The following is a 19,498-nucleotide window of genomic DNA, read 5'->3' on the forward strand; positions in this document are numbered from 1 at the left end:
GAGCCATCTCTGTGCTAAGATGCGAATAAAACTTGAATGTCCAGTTGTCCGATACCATCCATAATGAGCGGGATCGTCAGCGCTTGTTGTGTAGAAAAACCAGCGGAGTTTGCTGAATGGATCACTTTTGGCGGGGTAATATCAACTTTCACACCGAGATTATATAACATCGTACTGGCATTTCCACTAATCATATTGCCGAGCTCAGAAATAGCACTGCTAACGATTTCATCAATTTCAGAAACAACAAATCCGCCCATCATTGCAGAAACCATTTTGAGTGCAACCTCTTCACTAAGACCGAATACAATGTCACCGTTCATTTGGCCCTTGAGTCCAATTTGAATCCAAACATAGTTTTCTACGAACTTGATATCCTTTAGACCAAGTTCACCTGTAGCAGGTCGAATTTGAATGACCTGCTCAATTACAATTTTCGCAGATTCAAGAAACGGATTAATATATTCTGCCTGCATAAAGAGGTTACGCTCCTTTTCGACAAAATTCGCTAATTGTCTATTTTGTTTATATTATACTTAAAGAATTAGGACAAGTATACTATAACGGAGATAGATGAACCAAAAGACCTAGTTCTTATTAAGGATGTTTTATGGAAAAAAGTACAAATAAACAGGCTATTAATACCTATTCATACCGCTTTAGCCGTACTGTTCCTTCGAAAGCGAAGTCGAATTAATCGAAGCCGTTCGTACAGCACCTCAACAGGCTTATTAAGCTGAGACGCTTCAGTTGATCCGTATACTTGCTGGAGTACAGGCTTCAGATATTTATCGCCCACCAATGAAAGCGCATCCCATACGAGCTGCTGCTCAGTCTCAGGGACTTCACAAAGCTCCTTTGTAATGAGCGGCTCGAAGTCATAGCCTTCTTGTTCAAGCTGCTCAATCCTGTCCAAAAGCTCGCGTCTTGTCATTTCGAGCTCTGTAACAAGCTGTTCTAATGAACCTCCTTGCTGGACAGTCGATAAAATAAGCTTTTTAGCCGTCTGACGATTCATTTGATTTTTATATTTGGTTTCCTTCTGCTTGAACAGCCATTGTTTATAAGCAGCTTGATCAAGCTGCTCCGTTACCCATTGCAATGGAAACTCGGTAATTCTGTTGGTCTCGGCTGTAATAGCCAGCACTTCCACACCATATAATGAATGCTTCATACTGCCCCATCCAGGTATTTGCTTTAATTCGTCCTCGGTATGCGGAATAAACGCGCTGATCATCCACAGCATCCGATTGGTCGCGATCAAGTAGGCCGATTTCTTCTCCGCAATCGCTTTCGCACGCCGCCACTCCCGCAACAACTGAAACAATTGCTGATTGGCATACAATTCACCGTAGCATTGCTGCATGGATAAGAAGCTTCCCGTTGTCGTACGCCGATCATCCAACATCCCATCAATAATTGGCGCGAAGCCCTCCCCCATCATTCTTGCTATTCCATGTCGGAAAGATATGATCAGCTCTTCCCATGAAGTGCCTTCGAACCAAGTTTGAGGATTGTCCACAGCCTCCTTATCTTCCATCCACAGCACAGCCCATAAGCCTTGACGCTCGCATATTGACAGCTGCGCACTTACAACCTCATGACCCTCACCTTGCTTCTCAAACGTGTTCAAAAAAACGATTTGCATACTAAGCACACTCCTTCATCCCACCAGTTTGTAGCGAGTCAATTGAACGGCGAACAACACTTCTGGTTCAGGATAAGGTGCCATGCAACAAAAAAAAGCACCCCTCCTGCCTTAGCAGAAGAGGTGCTTCCTCTCACGTTCAATGATCCGATTGCTTATATGCTATCATAATGATTTCTTTATTACAAGCATTTTAATGGTGTATAATAAATCTAATAAATAGAGTGGAGGTTATACCCTATGCTGTTGCCCGACTTCGATTTTTTGTCTGACACTACCGAGCAAACATCGACTAGGTTTGTTACCTTTATCGGACCAAGCATGAAGCGATTCGACCTCGCCATTACGTCAACAAGCCGTTTTTACGGAAAACAACTCATAACCGACATGCAATCCGGTAAAACAGCTATTATTGGTCCCGATGACTTAGAAGAAGAAGGTTATTTGGAGCATACCTACAAAATTACGGAAGAAGAAGCTGCTGAGCTTGTCCAGTTTCTATACTTTGTAGTAGGTACAGTGAATTTTACCGACTAATCAGGGTACACTGAAGTGGTAATAGATTACCATTTCAGGAGGAGTTTGCTGATGGATCGGTTTATTAACGAAGATCGTGAGCCGTACACCGATGTTTCGACAGTAGAATCACAACGCAATGACCTTATTCCAGAAGAGTTTCCGGAAGGCTCTTACGGCTCTGATCTGCTTACCGAAACTCTTGGTAAGAGTACGCCCTGGCGAATCAATCAGCGATCGTCTAACCCATTTGGCTATGAGAATCGAACACTTCATGAGGGGATCGATCGTGATTATCCCGGCGAAGATGTCCACAACACTATAATTCCCGATGTTCAAGATGAGCCTTGAACAGGTGAAGCCCTTGGTTATACACGTAATGTGTATCGCCAAGGGCTTTTTCTATGTGTGTGAACAGTCGTTTTAAGGGATATATGAGCTCAAATAAGGAAAATTCGCATTCTAACACAGTAATCAGGCTGCAACAAGAAAAAAAATTATCATATGAGAGGACCAGCTCTTCAAATAACGTATATAAAACTGCTTCATTGCTAGCTTTTTCAATAATTATTTATGTTTTTTGGTCGATGCTTACCAATTTTTTCAGGTTTAATTGATCCAATAACTAATCTTATAATACTTGTAACATTACTTAGAAGGAGTTGTTCATATGAAGAAGGGTATAATAAGTAAAATTGCTATCTTAATGTTAGCTATTACCATTCCAGCATCTGGATTGATGCAAGATGCCAACGCTGCAGCAGCATCAAACACTATAACAGCGAAAAGGGAAAAGCTTGTAAAAACTGCGATATCATTGCAAAATAAAGTTGATTACGTACATTGGACAAAACGCCAAGAAAACCATGCGCCTTATAAAACAGACTGTTCCGGCTTTGCTTACCTTGTTTATAAAAAAGCAAATGTAGGTGTAGGTCTTGTCAACAGAGATGATGATGACCAAGCCAAAGTAGGCACAAAGGTTGCATGGGGCAACTTCCAAAAAGGCGATTTGATTTTTACTTGGAATGGTGGCTCTAAAAATAAAAAAGATGTCGGACATGTCGGCATTTATATCGGCAACGGTAAAATGATTCACAACGCTTCAAGCAAGAGCGACGTTGTTATTTCGGACATTTATAAAAGCAGCTACTATAAAGATAGATTTATTGTAGCAAGACGAGTAATTAAGTAAGCATCAGAAGCTGATTTATTCTAAAAAAACCTTTCATGCAGCCAGTATTCAACACTGCCTGCTTGAAAGGTTTTTTATCGTCTTTATTCCTATATGATCTTAAATCGAGCCGTTTTCGAATGGCTTGGAATATGTCGCTTCACATGCTCGAACATTTTCCGCATCCTATCCAATTCATTTCCGGTACGCTCCTTTTGCTTCTCCAATGTCTTCCCCAAAGGCAGCAATCGGAAGACAGATCTCGCTCCGGATTTGGTAATACGCGTCCAGGTTGGAATAAACTCTACATCCTTGATCTGCACTGTGCCGTCATCATGCTTTCTAATATCGAATCTTGCAATAAGGCCCGTTAGCGTATGGTCGTTTCTATAAAGACGTGTAGAAATGAGATTGCCAAGTGAATAAATAGCAAATCTAGGCTTACTTACCCCCGTAACGTCCTTCACTTCATAGAAGAGCGCAGGCTGAATGACATGTGAATGCGCGCCTAGAATAATATCTGCACCATTTTTAAATAATAATTGAACAAGATTCTTTTGCTGCTCTATCGGATACATGCTGTATTCTCTTCCGAAATGCATGCATACGATTACGAGGTCTACCTTTTTCTCCTTCAATTTCTTAATATCCGCAACGATTTTGCTTGGTTGAATCAGATTGACTGCCCAGGAATGATCTGATGGTACTGGTATTTTATTTGTCGTTTTGGAGTAGGCTAAGACCCCGATCTTAATTCCTTTGACATCTTTGATGACATGCTCCTGAGACTCTTTAAAGGTACGAAAGGTGCCGGTGTGTGCTATGCCATGGGAATCAAGCACCTTTAAGGTTCGTTTAAGTCCGCTAATCCCACAGTCCATACAATGATTGTTTGCTGTAGAGAGCACGTCGAAGCCGAGGTTCTTTAGGGTGTCTGCAAACTGGTCAGGACAGTTAAACATCGGCCAGCCCGTCTTAGGATTCCTTCTTACTACAGAGTATACGCTCTCGTTCGTTTTTGAACCTTGCTTATAGTCAGGATTTGGCCCTGAGAAAGTTGTTTCTAGATTTCCAATCGTAAAATCAGCGTCACGTAAATATGGAGCAATCTGTTCGAATATGTCATCAAATACGTAACCCCGTTCACCGGAAACTTTGGCAGAGTTAATAATCCTTGTCTTCATCAAAAAATCTCCGACCGCGGCGATCGTAATGTCCGTACTCATGGCTCATCTCCGTTATCATTAGTTTCATTAATACTATGCTCTCCAAAGTGTGGAGCCGCTTAATATCATATGACTAAGGCTTTTGTCCCGCATTAGATATTCGCCTATATTTTTATAAAAGAATAGGATAAATTTTCAGAAAAAAAAGAAGAGGTATGAGCTGTCTCTCATACCTCCTCTTATCGAGCCTAACTATTTTTTTATTACACTTGTATAAGTACTATTAGCTGTTATGTATGCTGTCTTGCCATTCACTTTTACTTGATACCAATATTGATTAATCTTCTTAATCAGTTCAGCCTTCTGTCCCAGCTCCAGCCTTCCGACCGTGCTTGAGCTCTGTTTAGCGGATGCTTTAAGTGATACCCACCCTTTTTTCGTTACAACGTACTGCTTCGTATTTCCGATTGGTTTTCCAGTATCCGGCTTCGCAGGCGGTGTCGGTGTAACCTGCGGAGGCTTTACGCCGCTTCCTGTCCAAGCTGGAACCTTCTTCTGTGGCGTAAGGACATATTTCTTTGGAATAACGGGCGCTTGCGCCTTATGCCCTGCCATTCCACTTAGAGCATTGTTAGGCAATACACGCCTTGCAGAATGGAATGCCTCTCCCCACCAATAAGACCAGCTATCCACAGTTCCTAGCGCCGTAGGGTTACCGTCACTCCTTGTCCCAATTACGACCGGCTGACCGTCACGATTCGTCCCCATGTAGATAGCGACATGAGATATTTTACCGTCCTTCTTCCAGGTTAAAATATCTCCAATTCGCAGGTTTTCAATGCCGGTTAGCTGCCATTTCCCGTTTACTTTCTTCTTGCCTACGCCTGCTACCTTTGTTCCAACGGAATCATAATTAGCAGCAGTCCCCGTAATATTAATGCCAAAGTCACCATATACCAAGCGGGTAAAGCCTGAACAATCCTCATACCCATATTTACCGTAGGCGTCTATCCCATGACCATAAATGAAATATCCGTGTTCCATGTACCAAATAGCGCGTTCTACAACTTGGTAAGCTAATGTTCCTGTTTTTCCAGCGTATTTGGAATGGAAATCTGCTACATTGTAAAGCTCGTCCTTCACGTAGCTGTCAGCATTTATGTATTTCTTATATTTGGAAATTGCTTCTGAAGTGGAGTAACTTGTATCAGCGAAGACAACACCTGTCGCTCCTAGAGATAATGCTAACGTCAAACTAATTATCTTTTTCTTCAAATGTATCAGCTCCTCATGTAGGTTACATCACAATATTAGCAACTATTGCTAGTAATTTTAACTGGTACATATAGCCATGCCGCTCAAACCCTTGCTATCACTGACAATAAAGTTGTTCACTTTTATTCCATCAGTTAATATTTTTCCATTTGACATTTCTATTTTTTGTTTGTTTTTGTATAAAATTTACTCACCCTTCACCTTCCAAATAAGCAAAACGAAGGGTGAATGTGATTAAGCTTTTTCTAATAGATTTCGTGCGTATTGAAAATGATTATGAAGGCTTTGTTCCCAAGCCTTTTTACCATACACCTGCTTAATGACCTCTTTGCCTGGCTTAATATTAATTTCCAGCAGCCAAAGGCGGCCGCTAGAATCAACCGCGAGATCAATTCCTAATTCAGATAACCTGGAATTATATGATTTTTCCACAAAATCCGGGATATGATCGCCCACCTCAGCAATCGCTTTTGTTAGAGCTTCCCCTTTGTCCTGGCCAAACTCCATGTTCATATAGCCCTCCACATCGTAAGCGCGGCCTCCAGATTTAATATTGGATGTAATTTTATCCTTCTTCGCTTCACGGACTGCCATACCAGTCGTCTGCCAATTTCCCTCCCCGTTCTTTTGCACAAGCACACGAATGTCGTATACATTTCCTTTCTTGTTTCGAATATCGATCCACTTCTGCATCAGATGTCTTCCATTACGCAATACCTTTCTTATATAGGAGCCCAGCTGGCTGACTGGCAGTCTCAACGCAGCTGCTTCATTTCTTTGTACGATAAATTGCTCCTTATCACGGGTTACCCTTATTATTCCTCGTCCGCCCCAGCCGTTAATCGGCTTCAGCATTATACTTCCGTGTTTGTACAGAAACTTGACGAACTGCTGCACATTTTTAACCTGCTCGGTCGGAAGAAGATAAGGCTTCAGCAAAGATGATTCAAGCAAATGACTTTGTATTTTACATTTATTCCCCAGACCATAACCAGTAAATTCGAACGTCTTATTTCTTTTCACAAGGCTCGCTCTCTGTACAGCAGATGAAGTGTAGAAGCCGATATCCATATTAATTTTTGGAAATGAAGTTGTTTTCTTAGTCCATACACCGTCCCGAAACAGGTAGCCGCGGATCTGCTTGCGGTCCAAGCTCACATCATGAGGCGTGAACACAATTACACCGTTAAAATTTTCCGCCAAAGCGGATTTAGCATGTCTTCGAAAGCTTCCTGGACTGTTAACCCGATGTGTCATGATTCCTAGAATGTCATCCATAAACGCACTCCTATCTTTCCTCTGCGGGGTATGAAACCGTTAATTATTATATGATCAGGGCATCTGTACCGCCTTAGATATTCGCCTATATTTATAATTGTATATGTGCCTTAAGCTGTATGATCGCGCAGCATGATAGGTACTCTTTATCTCATGATGGAATACTATGAATTACGTCGTTCGAAGTCCATTCGATGACTAGCAACAGCTGTTAATCTATGGAGGAGATCCCAAAGTGAACGGAAAATTGATCAAATATCCCGGGAGAAAATGGTTAAAGCACGTCGCGCTTTGGAGCGATCCTGAGCTGCGTGCCCATTTACCTGAAACCGAGTTATTTACTACGCAGTCATTCACAGAGATGATTGAACGACATCCTATACTTTTTCTCAAACCGGACTTAGGGATGAAGGGACATGGCATACTGAAGGTCTCACGCGAGGATGATAGCTACGTCATACGTACTGCGACCAACGCATATACGTTTCGTAATCTAAAATCTGCAGCCTTAAAGCTGGTACAGATCATCGGAACTAAAAAATATCTCGTTCAGCAAGGAATCGACTTGATTCAGATAAAAGGGAGCCCAGCAGACTTCCGTGCGCTTCTGCATATCCAGCCGAGCGGCGAGTGGAGATTTTTCGGTATTATGGGGAAAGTCGCGGCAAAAAACAAATTCGTAACGAACCATAGCAGCGGAGGATTGGCGATTCGTCTTGGTCAAGCGCTAGCTATATCGTTTGGTGTAACCAAGGAAGAGAACATCGAATGGAATGATAAGCTTAAAGACTTGTCCCTACGCATAGCACAAGCAATGAAAAAGGATTTCCCGAATATTAGTGAGCTTGGGCTAGATATTGCCATTGATAACAATAAGCAGATTTGGCTAATAGAAGCGAACACGAAGCCTCAATATCAGTTATTTAGATATCATTCTAACCCGCGTCTCTATTCCATAATCGCCTCTTCTGCCCATACTATCAGATCCTCACATCGTGCCGAGCGCAAAACGTTTATAGAGTGAAATATGATGCATATGTAATTCCACTTTATTCTTAGCTCGTATCGTCTTCTATTAGTTAAAAAAAGACCTGTTATATGAAGCTGCAGCTTCACATAACAGGTCTTTTTTTAAACAGTTTATTTATAAATCATGGAGCGTAATTTCACTTCTTACCATAAACCGAGCATTCACACCTGCTTGACCAATCCCTTTGGAAATGTAGAATGCACCGAATTCATTCGTATGAAGCCCTTTGTAGATACCTCTCGCAGCAAGAGGCCCTTTTGGCTTTAACTTAAAAAAGAACGGCACATTCAACTGCTTACCATGCAGGTGACCCGCCATTAAATAATCAAATCGGTGCTTAATACGAAGCAAAACGTTAGGATCATGCGTAATGACGATGACTGGACGCTTATTAGAAATCCCTTTAAACGCCTTTTCTACATTACTGTGGCCTGTTCCATAATCATCGATGCCTACTAAATCGAAATCAGGAAGTGATAGCGATTCGTTACGTAGGACAGGGATTCCAAAGGCATCAAACAAGTCTAGAATTGCTCCGGTTAGACGCCGGTTCTGATAATCGTGATTACCCAAAACAGCGTATGTGGGTATTCCGCATTCAGCAATAATCTTCAAATAGTGATTCAAACGCGGGATATAGCGGTTCCTATACGTAAAGTCTCCAGTGAGAAAAATATAATCAGGCTTATTCTCCTCAATTATTCGGCGTAATTGCTCCGCGCTGATCCGCAGCATGTCTACATGCAGATCACTAATTTGGAGGATACGTTTGTTAATACCCGTACTATGTTGTATCCACTCTACTTTCAACCATTGTGTTGGCAGTATAAACAGTAGATAGAGGAGAAGCGCTGCTGTCGCAACAGTTAGTATGATTTCCAAAGGTGTCCTCCTCTACAGTATTGTCATGGTGTGCCTTAACATCCAGTATAATAAACCATCCACTATAAAGCCAGCTGCAGCTGATTACCTAGCAATCTACTGAATAAGCCCTTTTTATCCTCAGACAGCTTCACAAAATTACCGGTCTGCACGATTTTTCCCTTATCCAGTACAAGGACCTGATCCGCATTCCGGATCGTCGAAAGTCTATGAGCAATGACAATAATCGTCATCTTGCCCTTTAATTGTTCTATTGCCTCTTGGATTTTTGTCTCATTCACCGAATCCAGTGCGCTCGTTGCCTCATCTAGTATAAGGATAGATGGTTTTCTCAATATAGCTCTAGCTAAAACAAGTCTTTGACGCTCCCCACCAGATAACCGGATGCCACGATCACCTATAATCGTATCCAAGCCTTGTGGCAGTTTTCTAACAAACTCCGCAGCAGATGAAAACTCCATAGCATCCCACATTTGCTGCTCGTTCGCATTTGGATCAATAATCATCAAATTGTCTCGAATACTTCCATGGAAAAGAAAAGGATCCTGTGGCACATAACTAATTGAACTTCTAAATGCTAATAAGTCTTCATCTGTTAGCAGCTTGTCATCAACGTATACCTGTCCCAGCTCTGGTTTTATAAGTCCCATCATAACATCGATTAAAGTACTTTTTCCAGCGCCTGACTGGCCCACGATTGCCGTCATTCCGTTTGCTGGAATCATCAAATTAATCGCTTCTAATGTATAATGGGGTTCCAGTTGATCGTATCTGAAATAGACTTGTCGACATTCCAAATGCTTCTCTAGCCGAGTTGGTAACACAGCATCACCATCATTAACAATTACATCTACTAACTCCCTCGCTCTAATAGACTCCTGATGAAGCTCCATAAGTGTTTTAAACGCAGGCATATTCGCAGAAATCTGCTCCAAATTGGTTTGTATGCCTGTGAAACGAGGCCATAGGCGCCCGAACATCGCTATAATTAATAGTAAATATCCGCCCTCATTTTTAAAAAGCATAACTGATGTGAATATAAATACAGCTATCATAACTGTGGAGGTTAGCTTATAAACAAGCTGCGAATTACTTCTTAATTTTATGTGAACATAACGCTCGTCCGCTGATCTTTGAGACCACTCCTGCATCCATTGATAACGTGAAAGCTCCAAAGAATTGCTTTTAATATCCTTCATTCCATTAAAATGATCCGTTATGCCTGCAATATAGCTTTGATAAAGATCAATCGCCACGCTGCCTATTTGATGTGATTGTTTAATAAATCGACGTGATAGGAAAACAACGATTAAACCGAAACCTAATACAAATAAAGTCATCTTAGAGGAAATAAGAAAGGCAATACCGACCTGAATGATCGTAAACACAAGAGATGTAATAAATTGCAAAATCAAGTAAGTGCCATTCGAAACAAGACCGATATGCTCAGTTAATGAACTTATTAAATCTGATTTTCGTTTCCTCAAAAAAAAGCCCCACTGCGCCTGCAGCAATGCTCGATATACCTCTAATCGAAGACTATTAATAAAGCCCGTCGAAATAATGGAATTTCGAATACTAAGACTGCGACTAATGAGACTTTGACACAGTACCAAGCCCACAAATACTAACAAAACGATAGTTAATGCTTGCAGCCTTGGCATTTGATTTAAAAACTCTATTAAACTCATACCAGGAATTTTGTAGACTTGAAAATCGATAATCCCAATAACGGAAAGTAACGGCACCAAAATAAGTAGTCCTAAGCTATCCAAAAGACCGACTATCATCATTCCAAATAAATTAAGATACAATACTTTCCCCGCAAACTTATGCAGTTTTAAAGTGAAATATATAATGTGATTCATCGGATCATCACTTTCTTTTCATATTCATTGGATGAGCTTGGCAAACATGCCCGTGACTGTAAATTTGCTCATCTCTTCTGATCCAGTAATATACAAAGAACCACTCCGAAGCCACGCATGGGCAATCAGCTTTCCGGATTCATCTTTTGCGGTTCCTAAGTATAAGGTGCTTTCAATACGACGCTTCTCAAGCATCTTCATCGCGGTAATCGCACGAACTAAGCATTTTGTTTCCCAGAACGTATTTCTGCTCATAATTTCAATTGCATGATGTACCTTGGATAAGGTTGCATGGTTTTCCCTAATATAAGCGGTATCCGTTTCTTTCATGTATGTACCAAGTTTAGGCGCAATTCGGGCAAATGGATAATAAAGAAGATGAAATCTCGCCCACCCCAAATAAAGTGCTGCCTCTATATAAAGAAAAATAGTTTCTAAATCTAAGGAAAAAATCAACCTGCATTTTCTGATCAATCCCATATTCAGCACCATGACCTTATTAATTAATGTGAATTAACTTTTCCTCCGACAAGTGAAGTAAGAAAGGGAGAAGTTGTTCTTCGCAGGTTATTCGTTCTACTTCGTATTGCTCAGTAAGTTGATCAACAAGCTGTATGACATCGATAGGCTCATGGATGAGATCCCAAATCTGTCCCCCCATTGCACCTAGATTATAATACTTGCCATTTTCAACACTTAGTATGACCTTCTCTCCACCCATGTCGCTAACGATATTATTAGAATTACGGACTACCCTCGCATTTAATAGTTGGACTTGATCGATTACTGCCGCCGATTGGCTGTTTAGACTTTTTGTCATCATTTATTCCTCCATAGCAATGGTATTTAATATTAGGTCAACAAGCTGAGGAGCTGAAAATTCTGTATTTGAACGCTGAAGTCGATAGATTGGAAGCTGTTCACCAAGCTGTGCTGAAAGACTAAAATGCCAATTTGTCAGCTTCATTCTGGGAACTAAAAACTGTCTAAACGTATGCTGGAAGAGCAAAGGCAGCTTTTCTAGTTTTTTTACCGGTTGGATACTAATTCCGTCTGCCTCAGTCTTTGTCAATTCAAATACACCCGCTAGACGAATTGGATCCGTACAATATTTATCCTCAACCGATACACAGTACTTCGTTTCACGACCGTGTATGGAGCGTAAATTTGTGTTTTCCATTCCAAAAGCATCTAAACTTTGCTGCCACAGCTTTTGTTGCGGGTAGGAAGGTGTCACGAACGGCAATTCTTCCGATAACGAGAAGGTTACAGGTATAATATCATCGGTTAGTAGCTTATATCCGCGGCCTACAAATGCTGAAGCAAGCGTAGACTTGCCAGCTCCTGATTCACCAATAAAGGCGTAAGCTCTTCCTTTAATAACAACAGCACTGCCATGCAGCGGATAAATCGACCTTTGTAATAACACAATACCCATACAAGTACCAAGTATATATAATCGGATAATGTCCTCGTCTGTCCAAGCATAAGGAGAAACAATAATCTTATTTCCATTAATCATTCGAAAAACTCCAGCATCTTGTGTTTGCAGCGTTACAGTACCATCTTCAACAGAAATATGTTGAGTATTAGCTTCAAACCCGTTTCTAAGAAAAGGATCTACAATAATCTCAACCTCTGCCCAATCCTGTTCAACGTCAGTCCTCAGCAGCTCGGGAAACGAAATGTCACTTATGATGCTCAAGCCAAACGCTTTATACCCTTCTCTTGTCCTTGTACTTTGCAAAATACTCACTCCATTAAAAAATCAATTGATATTGAAAGCCCTTATACAAAGTTCGTACAAGGGCTTCCAATTGTTGCTAAGTAAGTTAGCTCCAGGTAAGATCAGGAAACGGTGTTCCTGTAGGATAATCCTTATCAAGTCCTTGACCAAGTGTAGGTTGTAATTCAGTCATATTGACTTGAAGAACTTCTAACTCAGGCTTGCTCCATTGCTTTTTCTCCATGTATATCACCTCCTTTTATAAATTGCGCTTCAGAAATCGATACACGTTTAAGCCCCACATTAAATCTCGCAAGCCTCCATCATTAGCTTGCTCTGGCTGAACAGCATCTTTGTACCGATTCAAAGCTTCTTTAATCAAGCTGCCATCAACAAATTCCATGATTCTTTCGTCCTTGCTCATCTGCTCAGCTTCCTCGATGAATGAATGCCAATAAGGAAGCATACGATGCAGCCAATCCACACCTTGGACGCCACGTACTCGTTGATTCAACCTTATATTATCCGGCAGCAGGTTTTCAGTTGCTCGCCTTATCAATGCACGATCTAATCCATTTTGAACATATTGATCTTCGGGAACCGATAAACAAAATTGGATCACTCTAATATCGTTTGTTGGATCTCTACTCCACAAGCCGCTAGCTAAAGACAATTTAGTATTAAGCGTGTTTGTCGAGTTCCAATGAAACGGATCCTCGAAGTGCCATTTCCTAAAGTTATAAATATTTGTTTCTGTAAACATACCCGCATCATTTAATCCATGCATTCGGAGCTGCTCGTAAACTCTCGTCTTCCTAGCGAATTCTGCATTAATGATCGGTTTTAAAGAAGTTGAATCCGTTGAATCCTGTGATCTTTTTTTATTTAACATCGGTAATGCTTTATTCATCATCACTGAAAGCAACCTCGCACGCCCTGTTCCCATATTCATGCTGTATGCCTTCAGTTCGTGAACTAAGCGAATCCATCTTAATTGCTTAAAGAGGTGAGTATAATTTGCTAATGCGTCGCCCCAGGATATCGTTAAATTCCCTCGAGCTCCTGTTAACAATACGCCAACATCTATCTCTGCAGCTTTTTCATAAATACCTCTAATCCAAAAAGAATTCATATAATTTTTATAAGGCATTTCCAACAGTTCAAGATAAGAATCTATTTCTGTAAACGAATTTCTATCTTCAAAATCCAGATAATGTGGTGTAATACCCCCAATATGCTGAACAGTCGATTGAATATAGGGGGACTCATTCGCAATACTATGACGAGGTGTAAAATCAATAAAGTCTTTAGTGGGAATATAGCTGAACGTATGAAGCTGCTTGTTCATTGGACGAAGCGCTTTGGCTGAGAAAGCGGCAACCGCTCCTGAATCCAGTCCTCCGCTCAAATCCGATCCAACCTGGCGATGAGTTCGCAGTCTAGCATTCACAGCCTCTTGAAAAACATCCTGAAACGCTTCGACATATTGTTCATCCGTCTTAAAGCGAAGCTTCATCCCCGTCTTTATTGTAAAGTACCTCGACACCTTCATTTGATTACCATTCACTATCAGACTGTGTGAGGGGGGTATTTGATAGATGTCCTTATATACGTTACTAGTAACATCAACACTTAATATCGCTGTATTGATTGCCAGATACTGAGCCAACCACTGTTCATTCAGACGTTTTACAATATTCGGTATAGTAAACAATGGCTTCATTGTTGTACACAACGCAAGTCTTTCACCACTCCAGTGATAATATAACGTTCTGCTGCCAGAGAAATCTCTTGCAGCGAACATTCGCTGCTCACGCTCATCCCATATGATAAATGCAAATTCACCTATCAAATATTTGGGAGAATCCTCGCCCCATTTGGAATAGGAAAGCAGAATAAGCTCAGCATCGGTAATATGCTCTCTGCTATCATGCTGTACCTGGAGTAAGTTAAATAATTCATTACGGTTATCAATAATAGCGTCTGCGGTAATGACTAATCGTCTTTCGGAATCATAAAAGGGATTGCGCTCACCAACAGATTCAGGTGTAATCCACTGGTTGTGACAGCCAAGAAACACATTATCAACATTCCAAGCTTGTGAAGAGTTACAAGGAAATTGAGATAATTCATGCATCATTCGATTGCCCTGCTCTAACACTAAGTTAGTATGATCGATTTCATATACGGCTGTGATCGCACTCATTTGTTCCTCCGATGTGATATCGATCCGTTCTATTTACTTAACAAATACGAATATCATCCAAGCGAGCATTAGTTCTCAATAAAGAACATATCTGAATGTTACACCCTTAAAAAGGGTTTGTCAATCAAAAATATTCAATTTTATGTAAATGAAAGCTGTTGTTTTGTTCTTTATAAAAAACAAAACTTTATCAAACCTTAATACATTTTTTCAAGCTATTTTTTACATTTCAATCGCTTTCTCTCACAAAAAAAAATCCACTTATTTACTAACTTAGTGGATTCGATTCAATCACCCAGAAAAATATATTCGTTATTACTTACAAGCTTTCTTAATTGAGAATTATTAGTTATAATAGAAGTGAGTTTACATCTATGTACAAACGGAGGAATTGGCTATGATTGGAGAACGCATTCAAATGCTGCGCAAGAGAAAAGGACTTTCCCTAACGGAGCTTTCCCAAAGAGCAGGCGTCGCAAAGTCTTATCTTAGTTCAATAGAGCGTGGACTACAGCAAAATCCTTCGATACAGTTTCTCGAGAAGGTTGGCGCAGTATTAAATGTAACTATTGAAGAGTTTTTAAATACCGATCAAACTGAAAGTAATCCCGAGCATCTAGATCGTGAGTGGTCAGACCTAGTTAAGGAAGCAATGGCATCTGGCGTTAGTAAAGATCAATTCAAAGAGTTCTTGGAATTTAATAAGTGGAAAATAAAGCGTGAATAGCATTTAACCTATTTACACAGCTTTATCCTGTTTGTCTACCTTACCTTCTTCCTCAAGGCAAAGAAGTGCTTTACGAACGTCGTCTGTATTAAGTCCCATTTTACGCGCGCTAACAATTAATTCAACCCACTCCATATCCAAATCTTGAATATTATCTACTTGTCCAAGCGTCATATCACCTTGTCCCCCATTCATATCGGGGCCGGTTGCACCACTGACTCCATGCGTTTAAGGTGCCCAGATACTAAACGCATTTCAACGTCTCCCTTTCACTAACTATAAGTATTATATCCCCCTTCGGACGCATATGCTGTCGCTTTATGTACTTGAAATTTGGGAGATAATTGTATTTTTTGTCGAATCAGCTTGTAAAAATCAAAAAAATTGTGACTGTCACACCACTTTAGAATGGATCAAAATGGCTGAATACTTACGGGCAATCATATAAATATCAATTCCTGCTTTTCACTTTTGAAGCTTGATTGATTCTAATCCAAAGTATTTCGCATAAATCGTATTTGGCCAAATTGCGGGATCCTCTCCAATATCACTGACAAATACATGATCCAGATAGGTTTCGTAAGGATTTTTATTGTTAATTGAAAAAGAGGAAACTTTAACATCAGGCTTCCCTTCGTTTATATGACTTTTGATTACAGATAGACGATTCTGCTGCTCTTCATTTAGTTGCGTATATTTAAGCAAAACGAGACTCATAGAAATAAGTAGCACTACACTTAATATAATTGAAAATACAAATCTTTGTTTCATGAATACTGCTCGAATAACGTTCATCCGAAGAAGACCCATAACACCAATAATTAGGAAGACACTAGAGCCAAAGCCAGCTCTCAAAGGAAAATACGGGGAAGCGAACATAACTACATTATTAATTACACTAAGTAGAATAAATACAAATGAATAGAGCAAATCAGAGCCATTTTTTTTGTAAAATCCAAGCCAATTATTTCTTCTTTTGTTGAAATATGCCAATAATATGGCTATAAATATAAATAATGCTATCCAGAGTGGCGCTTGAATCAGCATAATCTTAATAGTCATAGCTGCTGGTATTTTAATATGATACAACATAAAAGAGTAATCTTCGGCCTTCTCCATTCTCGCTGCCCTTACCATATTACCAGGTGCCAGCATTAGGAGCAGGAAGCCTACTATCATACCGCCAAAGCCTGTCAGCATCCATATGGCTATCTTTTTCTTGAAATAAAAATATCCTAATAATATTGCTGCTAGCAGTAATGTTGATAAAGCAGTATTTTCATTCGTCCAGCCTGTAACGACACCTAAAATCAACATACTCAAACGGCTTAAAAACCGATCCTTTAATCCTACACCTATCATAGTTATTCTAAAGGGCAGAAGAAATAAAAGAATAATGACCGAGGTCCATAAATAATTGACAGAGCCAATTATCCAGATGGTAGTTTCACCAAAGGAAGGTAGACTTGTCCAACAAAAAAATATGATTAACAACAGGACTGCACCTGATTGAATCATTAGTTTTTTCCCTTGCGAATGCCAATAAACTAAGTAAATGAAAGAAACATATATACATGCATTTAGCGTTGCGCTAACAGTCTTATTCAACATCAGCAATATTTGACCAATTGTATGGGCAACAGTCCTACCGCCCCATTCGAAATAATGCATATACTGTGACCTAAAAACATCAAATAAATTTTCAATTCGTTTAGACTTATCCCACATGAATGAGTAGTTAAAATCATCTGCAAACATCGGTGAAAGTAGATTCACCGTTAACATGTACGTGAACAATAATAGTAATAACGTTATACTGCTATATTTAGTAACTGTCATTATATACCATCCTACTATTCAATTTATTAGAGCTCTGTTTAAGTATGGCATGCCATTATCCTATGGATACAGTTTCTTTAGCTTTATCCTTGACAGAAACCTTCTCTCCGTCATATTCATCGATAAAGTATAAGGGTCTCTGCTTTGTTTCATTAAATACTCTTCCTAAATATTCACCAATAATGCCTAGAGACAATAACTGTATGCCACCTAAGAACAAAACAACAGTTATTAACGAAGCATAACCAGCCACAGATTCGCCAAAGAGCAGAGTCTTTATGATGACCCATCCCATATAAATAAAAGCGACAACTGATATGAGAACCCCAAACAATGCGGATATGCGCAGTGGGGCTGTTGTAAATGATGTTATTCCTTCGATTGCCAAATCCACCAGCTTAAAATAATTCCATTTAGTTTCGCCGGCAGCTCTAGAATCCCGATCAAATATAATTTCTTGTTTGTTAAAACCTATCCAGCTGAACATCCCTTTTGTATACCTTTGCGTTTCCCGTAACGTTTTTAAAGCTTCAATGCATCTACGATCAAGTAATCGAAAGTCACCAGTATTGTCTTGAATCGGTATTCTTGTTAAGCCCTTCAACAAGCGGTAGAAGGACTTTGCGGTCCATTTTTTTATCCAAGTCTCGCCTAACCTACTTCTTCTCTTCGCATAAACGTCATCATAACCTTCTTCCCAATACTGTATCATTTGCGGGATAAGCTCAGGCGGATCCTGGAGATCCGCATCAATAATAATGACCGCATCTCCCCTTACATAATCAAGCCCTGCTATCATCGCGACTTCCTTACCGAAATTTCTTGATAAGTCCATATAGCTAACCCTTTTGTCTAGTTCCCTTAGAAACTTTATAATGAATAAAGTATTATCTTTGCTTCCATCATTAATAAACAGCATCTCAAATTTATAACAGGGTAAATGATCTATGACAAGGACCAATCTTTCATACAGCTTCTGAAGCACCTCTTCTTCATTGTACGCAGGAATAAGAATTGAAATTGTTTTCATAAATTTTCTATAGCTCCTTAGGATTCAAACTAACAAGCATGATCAAAATGACAGCTGAGGCTGAGCATCACTTTCTTCCAAATAACCACTCGGATTACTTGATTGCCACCGCCATGAATCATTGCACATTTCTTCGATTCCCCTTGCTGCTATCCAGTTCAGCTCTTTATTTGCTTTCGTTGTATCTGCATAACAAAGCGCAATGTCACCAGGTCTTCGGTCGGCAATTCGATATGGTATTTTGCAACCTGATACTTTCTCAAAAGCTCTGATCATCTCTAGAACACTATAACCGCGACCTGTTCCAAGGTTATATACATCTACTCCCGATTGATCAACAACCTTCTCAAGAGCTCGCAAATGACCTAAAGCTAAATCAACCACATGTATGTAATCCCTTACGCCTGTTCCATCAACTGTCGGATAATCATTACCAAACACACTTACTTCCTTAAGCTTCCCTACAGCAACCTGCGAAATATAAGGCAGTAAGTTATTCGGAATACCGCTCGGGTTTTCACCTATTCTTCCGCTCTTATGCGCACCAATTGGATTAAAATAACGTAAAATCGAAATTCCCCATCTATCATCCGATTCAGCCAAATCCTGTAATATTTGTTCCAGCATGAGCTTTGTGTGTCCATAAGGATTTGTTGCAGCAAGAGGAAAATCTTCTGAAATAGGAACTTGTTCTGGTAATCCATATACCGTTGCTGACGAACTAAATACAAGCTTATGAACGTTATGCTTATTCATTAATTCACATAGCATTAAAGTACTCGTTATATTGTTAGAATAATAGGATAACGGCTTACGAACAGACTCACCTACGGCTTTAAGCCCAGCGAAATGAACGACTGCCTCAATAGAATGTTTTTTAAAAACATCATCAAGTCCAGCCTTATCCAAAAGATCTAATTTATAATATGAAAATGCTTTGTTCGTTATTTCAGCTATTCTCTTCAAAGCGATCTCATTGCTGTTAGAGAAGTTATCGACAATTACAATCTCATATCCAGCCTCAAGAAGTTCTACACAAGTATGACTTCCGATGTATCCAGCTCCACCTGTAATTAATATAGCCATTCAAATACCCCCTGTTAATTCATTATAAGACACATTCAGTTCTTTAT

General features: G+C 39.9%; 21 protein-coding genes and 1 riboswitch. Of the genes, 5 read left to right on the plus strand and 16 right to left on the minus strand.

From position 1 onward, the window contains the following. Positions 1-14: 14 nt before the first annotated feature. Positions 15-476: a chemotaxis protein CheX gene (locus tag AC0YN7_RS18340; RefSeq protein ID WP_475811465.1), complete on the minus strand. Its 462-nt coding sequence runs from the start codon at positions 474-476 to the stop codon at positions 15-17. A gap of 173 nt (positions 477-649) precedes the next feature. Continuing rightward, positions 650-1,648: an HRDC domain-containing protein gene (locus AC0YN7_RS18345; protein ID WP_475811466.1), complete on the minus strand. Its 999-nt coding sequence runs from the start codon at positions 1,646-1,648 to the stop codon at positions 650-652. A gap of 240 nt (positions 1,649-1,888) precedes the next feature. Between AC0YN7_RS18345 and AC0YN7_RS18350 the strand changes: the two genes are divergently transcribed. From AC0YN7_RS18350 to AC0YN7_RS18360, 3 genes are all read left to right on the plus strand, one after another. After that, positions 1,889-2,185, plus strand: coding sequence for a DUF3055 domain-containing protein (locus tag AC0YN7_RS18350; RefSeq protein ID WP_475811467.1), 297 nt, complete (start codon positions 1,889-1,891; stop codon positions 2,183-2,185). 51 nt (positions 2,186-2,236) lie between these two features. Further along, entirely contained in the window at positions 2,237-2,515 is a 279-nt protein-coding gene (locus AC0YN7_RS18355; protein WP_475811468.1) for a hypothetical protein, read from the plus strand. 319 nt (positions 2,516-2,834) lie between these two features. Further along, a complete protein-coding gene (locus tag AC0YN7_RS18360) occupies positions 2,835-3,359 on the plus strand; it encodes a C40 family peptidase (protein ID WP_475811469.1) in 525 nt (174 codons plus the stop codon). A gap of 89 nt (positions 3,360-3,448) precedes the next feature. Here the strand turns inward: AC0YN7_RS18360 and AC0YN7_RS18365 are convergent, their stop codons facing one another. The 3 genes from AC0YN7_RS18365 to AC0YN7_RS18375 all read right to left on the minus strand — a co-directional run bounded on the left by AC0YN7_RS18365 (position 3,449) and on the right by AC0YN7_RS18375 (position 7,057). Continuing rightward, positions 3,449-4,564: a CapA family protein gene (locus AC0YN7_RS18365; RefSeq protein WP_475811470.1), complete on the minus strand. Its 1,116-nt coding sequence runs from the start codon at positions 4,562-4,564 to the stop codon at positions 3,449-3,451. 192 nt (positions 4,565-4,756) lie between these two features. Next, complete coding sequence (locus tag AC0YN7_RS18370) at positions 4,757-5,779, minus strand: NlpC/P60 family protein (protein ID WP_475811471.1); 1,023 nt, start codon at positions 5,777-5,779, stop codon at positions 4,757-4,759. Positions 5,780-6,013: 234 nt separating this feature from the next. Beyond that, on the minus strand, positions 6,014-7,057 hold the full coding sequence (locus AC0YN7_RS18375; RefSeq protein ID WP_475811472.1) for a YheC/YheD family endospore coat-associated protein: 1,044 nt from the start codon (positions 7,055-7,057) through the stop codon (positions 6,014-6,016). A 235-nt stretch (positions 7,058-7,292) separates the two neighbouring features. On the opposite strand from AC0YN7_RS18375, the gene AC0YN7_RS18380 reads away from it, so the two are divergent. Next, the gene (locus AC0YN7_RS18380; protein WP_475811473.1) at positions 7,293-8,081 is read left to right on the plus strand and encodes a YheC/YheD family protein; all 789 of its coding nucleotides are present in this window, start codon (positions 7,293-7,295) and stop codon (positions 8,079-8,081) included. 120 nt (positions 8,082-8,201) lie between these two features. Here the strand turns inward: AC0YN7_RS18380 and AC0YN7_RS18385 are convergent, their stop codons facing one another. From AC0YN7_RS18385 to AC0YN7_RS18415, 7 genes are all read right to left on the minus strand, one after another. Beyond that, a complete protein-coding gene (locus AC0YN7_RS18385; RefSeq protein WP_475811474.1) occupies positions 8,202-8,969 on the minus strand; it encodes a metallophosphoesterase in 768 nt (255 codons plus the stop codon). Between the two features lie 62 nt (positions 8,970-9,031). Further along, positions 9,032-10,837: an ABC transporter ATP-binding protein gene (locus AC0YN7_RS18390; RefSeq protein ID WP_475811475.1), complete on the minus strand. Its 1,806-nt coding sequence runs from the start codon at positions 10,835-10,837 to the stop codon at positions 9,032-9,034. A gap of 24 nt (positions 10,838-10,861) precedes the next feature. Continuing rightward, on the minus strand, positions 10,862-11,317 hold the full coding sequence (locus AC0YN7_RS18395) for a lasso peptide biosynthesis B2 protein (RefSeq protein WP_475811666.1): 456 nt from the start codon (positions 11,315-11,317) through the stop codon (positions 10,862-10,864). 19 nt (positions 11,318-11,336) lie between these two features. Next, positions 11,337-11,660 carry a lasso peptide biosynthesis PqqD family chaperone gene (locus tag AC0YN7_RS18400; RefSeq protein WP_475811476.1) on the minus strand — a complete coding sequence of 108 codons (324 nt, stop codon included), beginning with the start codon at positions 11,658-11,660 and terminating at the stop codon, positions 11,337-11,339. Continuing rightward, positions 11,661-12,584, minus strand: a complete 924-nt coding sequence (locus AC0YN7_RS18405; RefSeq protein ID WP_475811477.1) for an aldolase — start codon at positions 12,582-12,584, stop codon at positions 11,661-11,663. Positions 12,585-12,669: 85 nt separating this feature from the next. Then, positions 12,670-12,807: a paeninodin family lasso peptide gene (locus AC0YN7_RS18410; protein WP_475811478.1), complete on the minus strand. Its 138-nt coding sequence runs from the start codon at positions 12,805-12,807 to the stop codon at positions 12,670-12,672. 15 nt (positions 12,808-12,822) lie between these two features. Further along, positions 12,823-14,769: an asparagine synthase-related protein gene (locus AC0YN7_RS18415; RefSeq protein WP_475811479.1), complete on the minus strand. Its 1,947-nt coding sequence runs from the start codon at positions 14,767-14,769 to the stop codon at positions 12,823-12,825. A gap of 397 nt (positions 14,770-15,166) precedes the next feature. Here AC0YN7_RS18415 and AC0YN7_RS18420 point away from each other — a divergent pair, with 397 nt between their 5' ends. After that, positions 15,167-15,496: a helix-turn-helix domain-containing protein gene (locus AC0YN7_RS18420; protein ID WP_475811480.1), complete on the plus strand. Its 330-nt coding sequence runs from the start codon at positions 15,167-15,169 to the stop codon at positions 15,494-15,496. Positions 15,497-15,508: 12 nt separating this feature from the next. On the opposite strand, the gene AC0YN7_RS18425 is transcribed toward AC0YN7_RS18420, so the two are convergent. The 4 genes from AC0YN7_RS18425 to galE form a co-directional block, all read right to left on the minus strand. Then, positions 15,509-15,670 carry an anti-repressor SinI family protein gene (locus tag AC0YN7_RS18425; RefSeq protein ID WP_475811481.1) on the minus strand — a complete coding sequence of 54 codons (162 nt, stop codon included), beginning with the start codon at positions 15,668-15,670 and terminating at the stop codon, positions 15,509-15,511. 17 nt (positions 15,671-15,687) lie between these two features. Beyond that, positions 15,688-15,771, minus strand: a riboswitch (cyclic di-GMP riboswitch). Positions 15,772-15,961: 190 nt separating this feature from the next. Beyond that, complete coding sequence (locus AC0YN7_RS18430; protein ID WP_475811482.1) at positions 15,962-17,335, minus strand: DUF3329 domain-containing protein; 1,374 nt, start codon at positions 17,333-17,335, stop codon at positions 15,962-15,964. Between the two features lie 55 nt (positions 17,336-17,390). After that, the gene (locus AC0YN7_RS18435) at positions 17,391-18,365 is read right to left on the minus strand and encodes a glycosyltransferase family 2 protein (RefSeq protein WP_475811483.1); all 975 of its coding nucleotides are present in this window, start codon (positions 18,363-18,365) and stop codon (positions 17,391-17,393) included. 42 nt (positions 18,366-18,407) lie between these two features. Then, positions 18,408-19,451 (minus strand): UDP-glucose 4-epimerase GalE, encoded by a 1,044-nt coding sequence (gene galE / locus AC0YN7_RS18440; protein WP_475811484.1) that lies wholly within the window; start codon positions 19,449-19,451, stop codon positions 18,408-18,410. Between the last annotated feature and the right edge of the window lie 47 nt (positions 19,452-19,498).

It is taken from the genome of Paenibacillus sp. J31R122 (genome assembly GCF_056269185.1).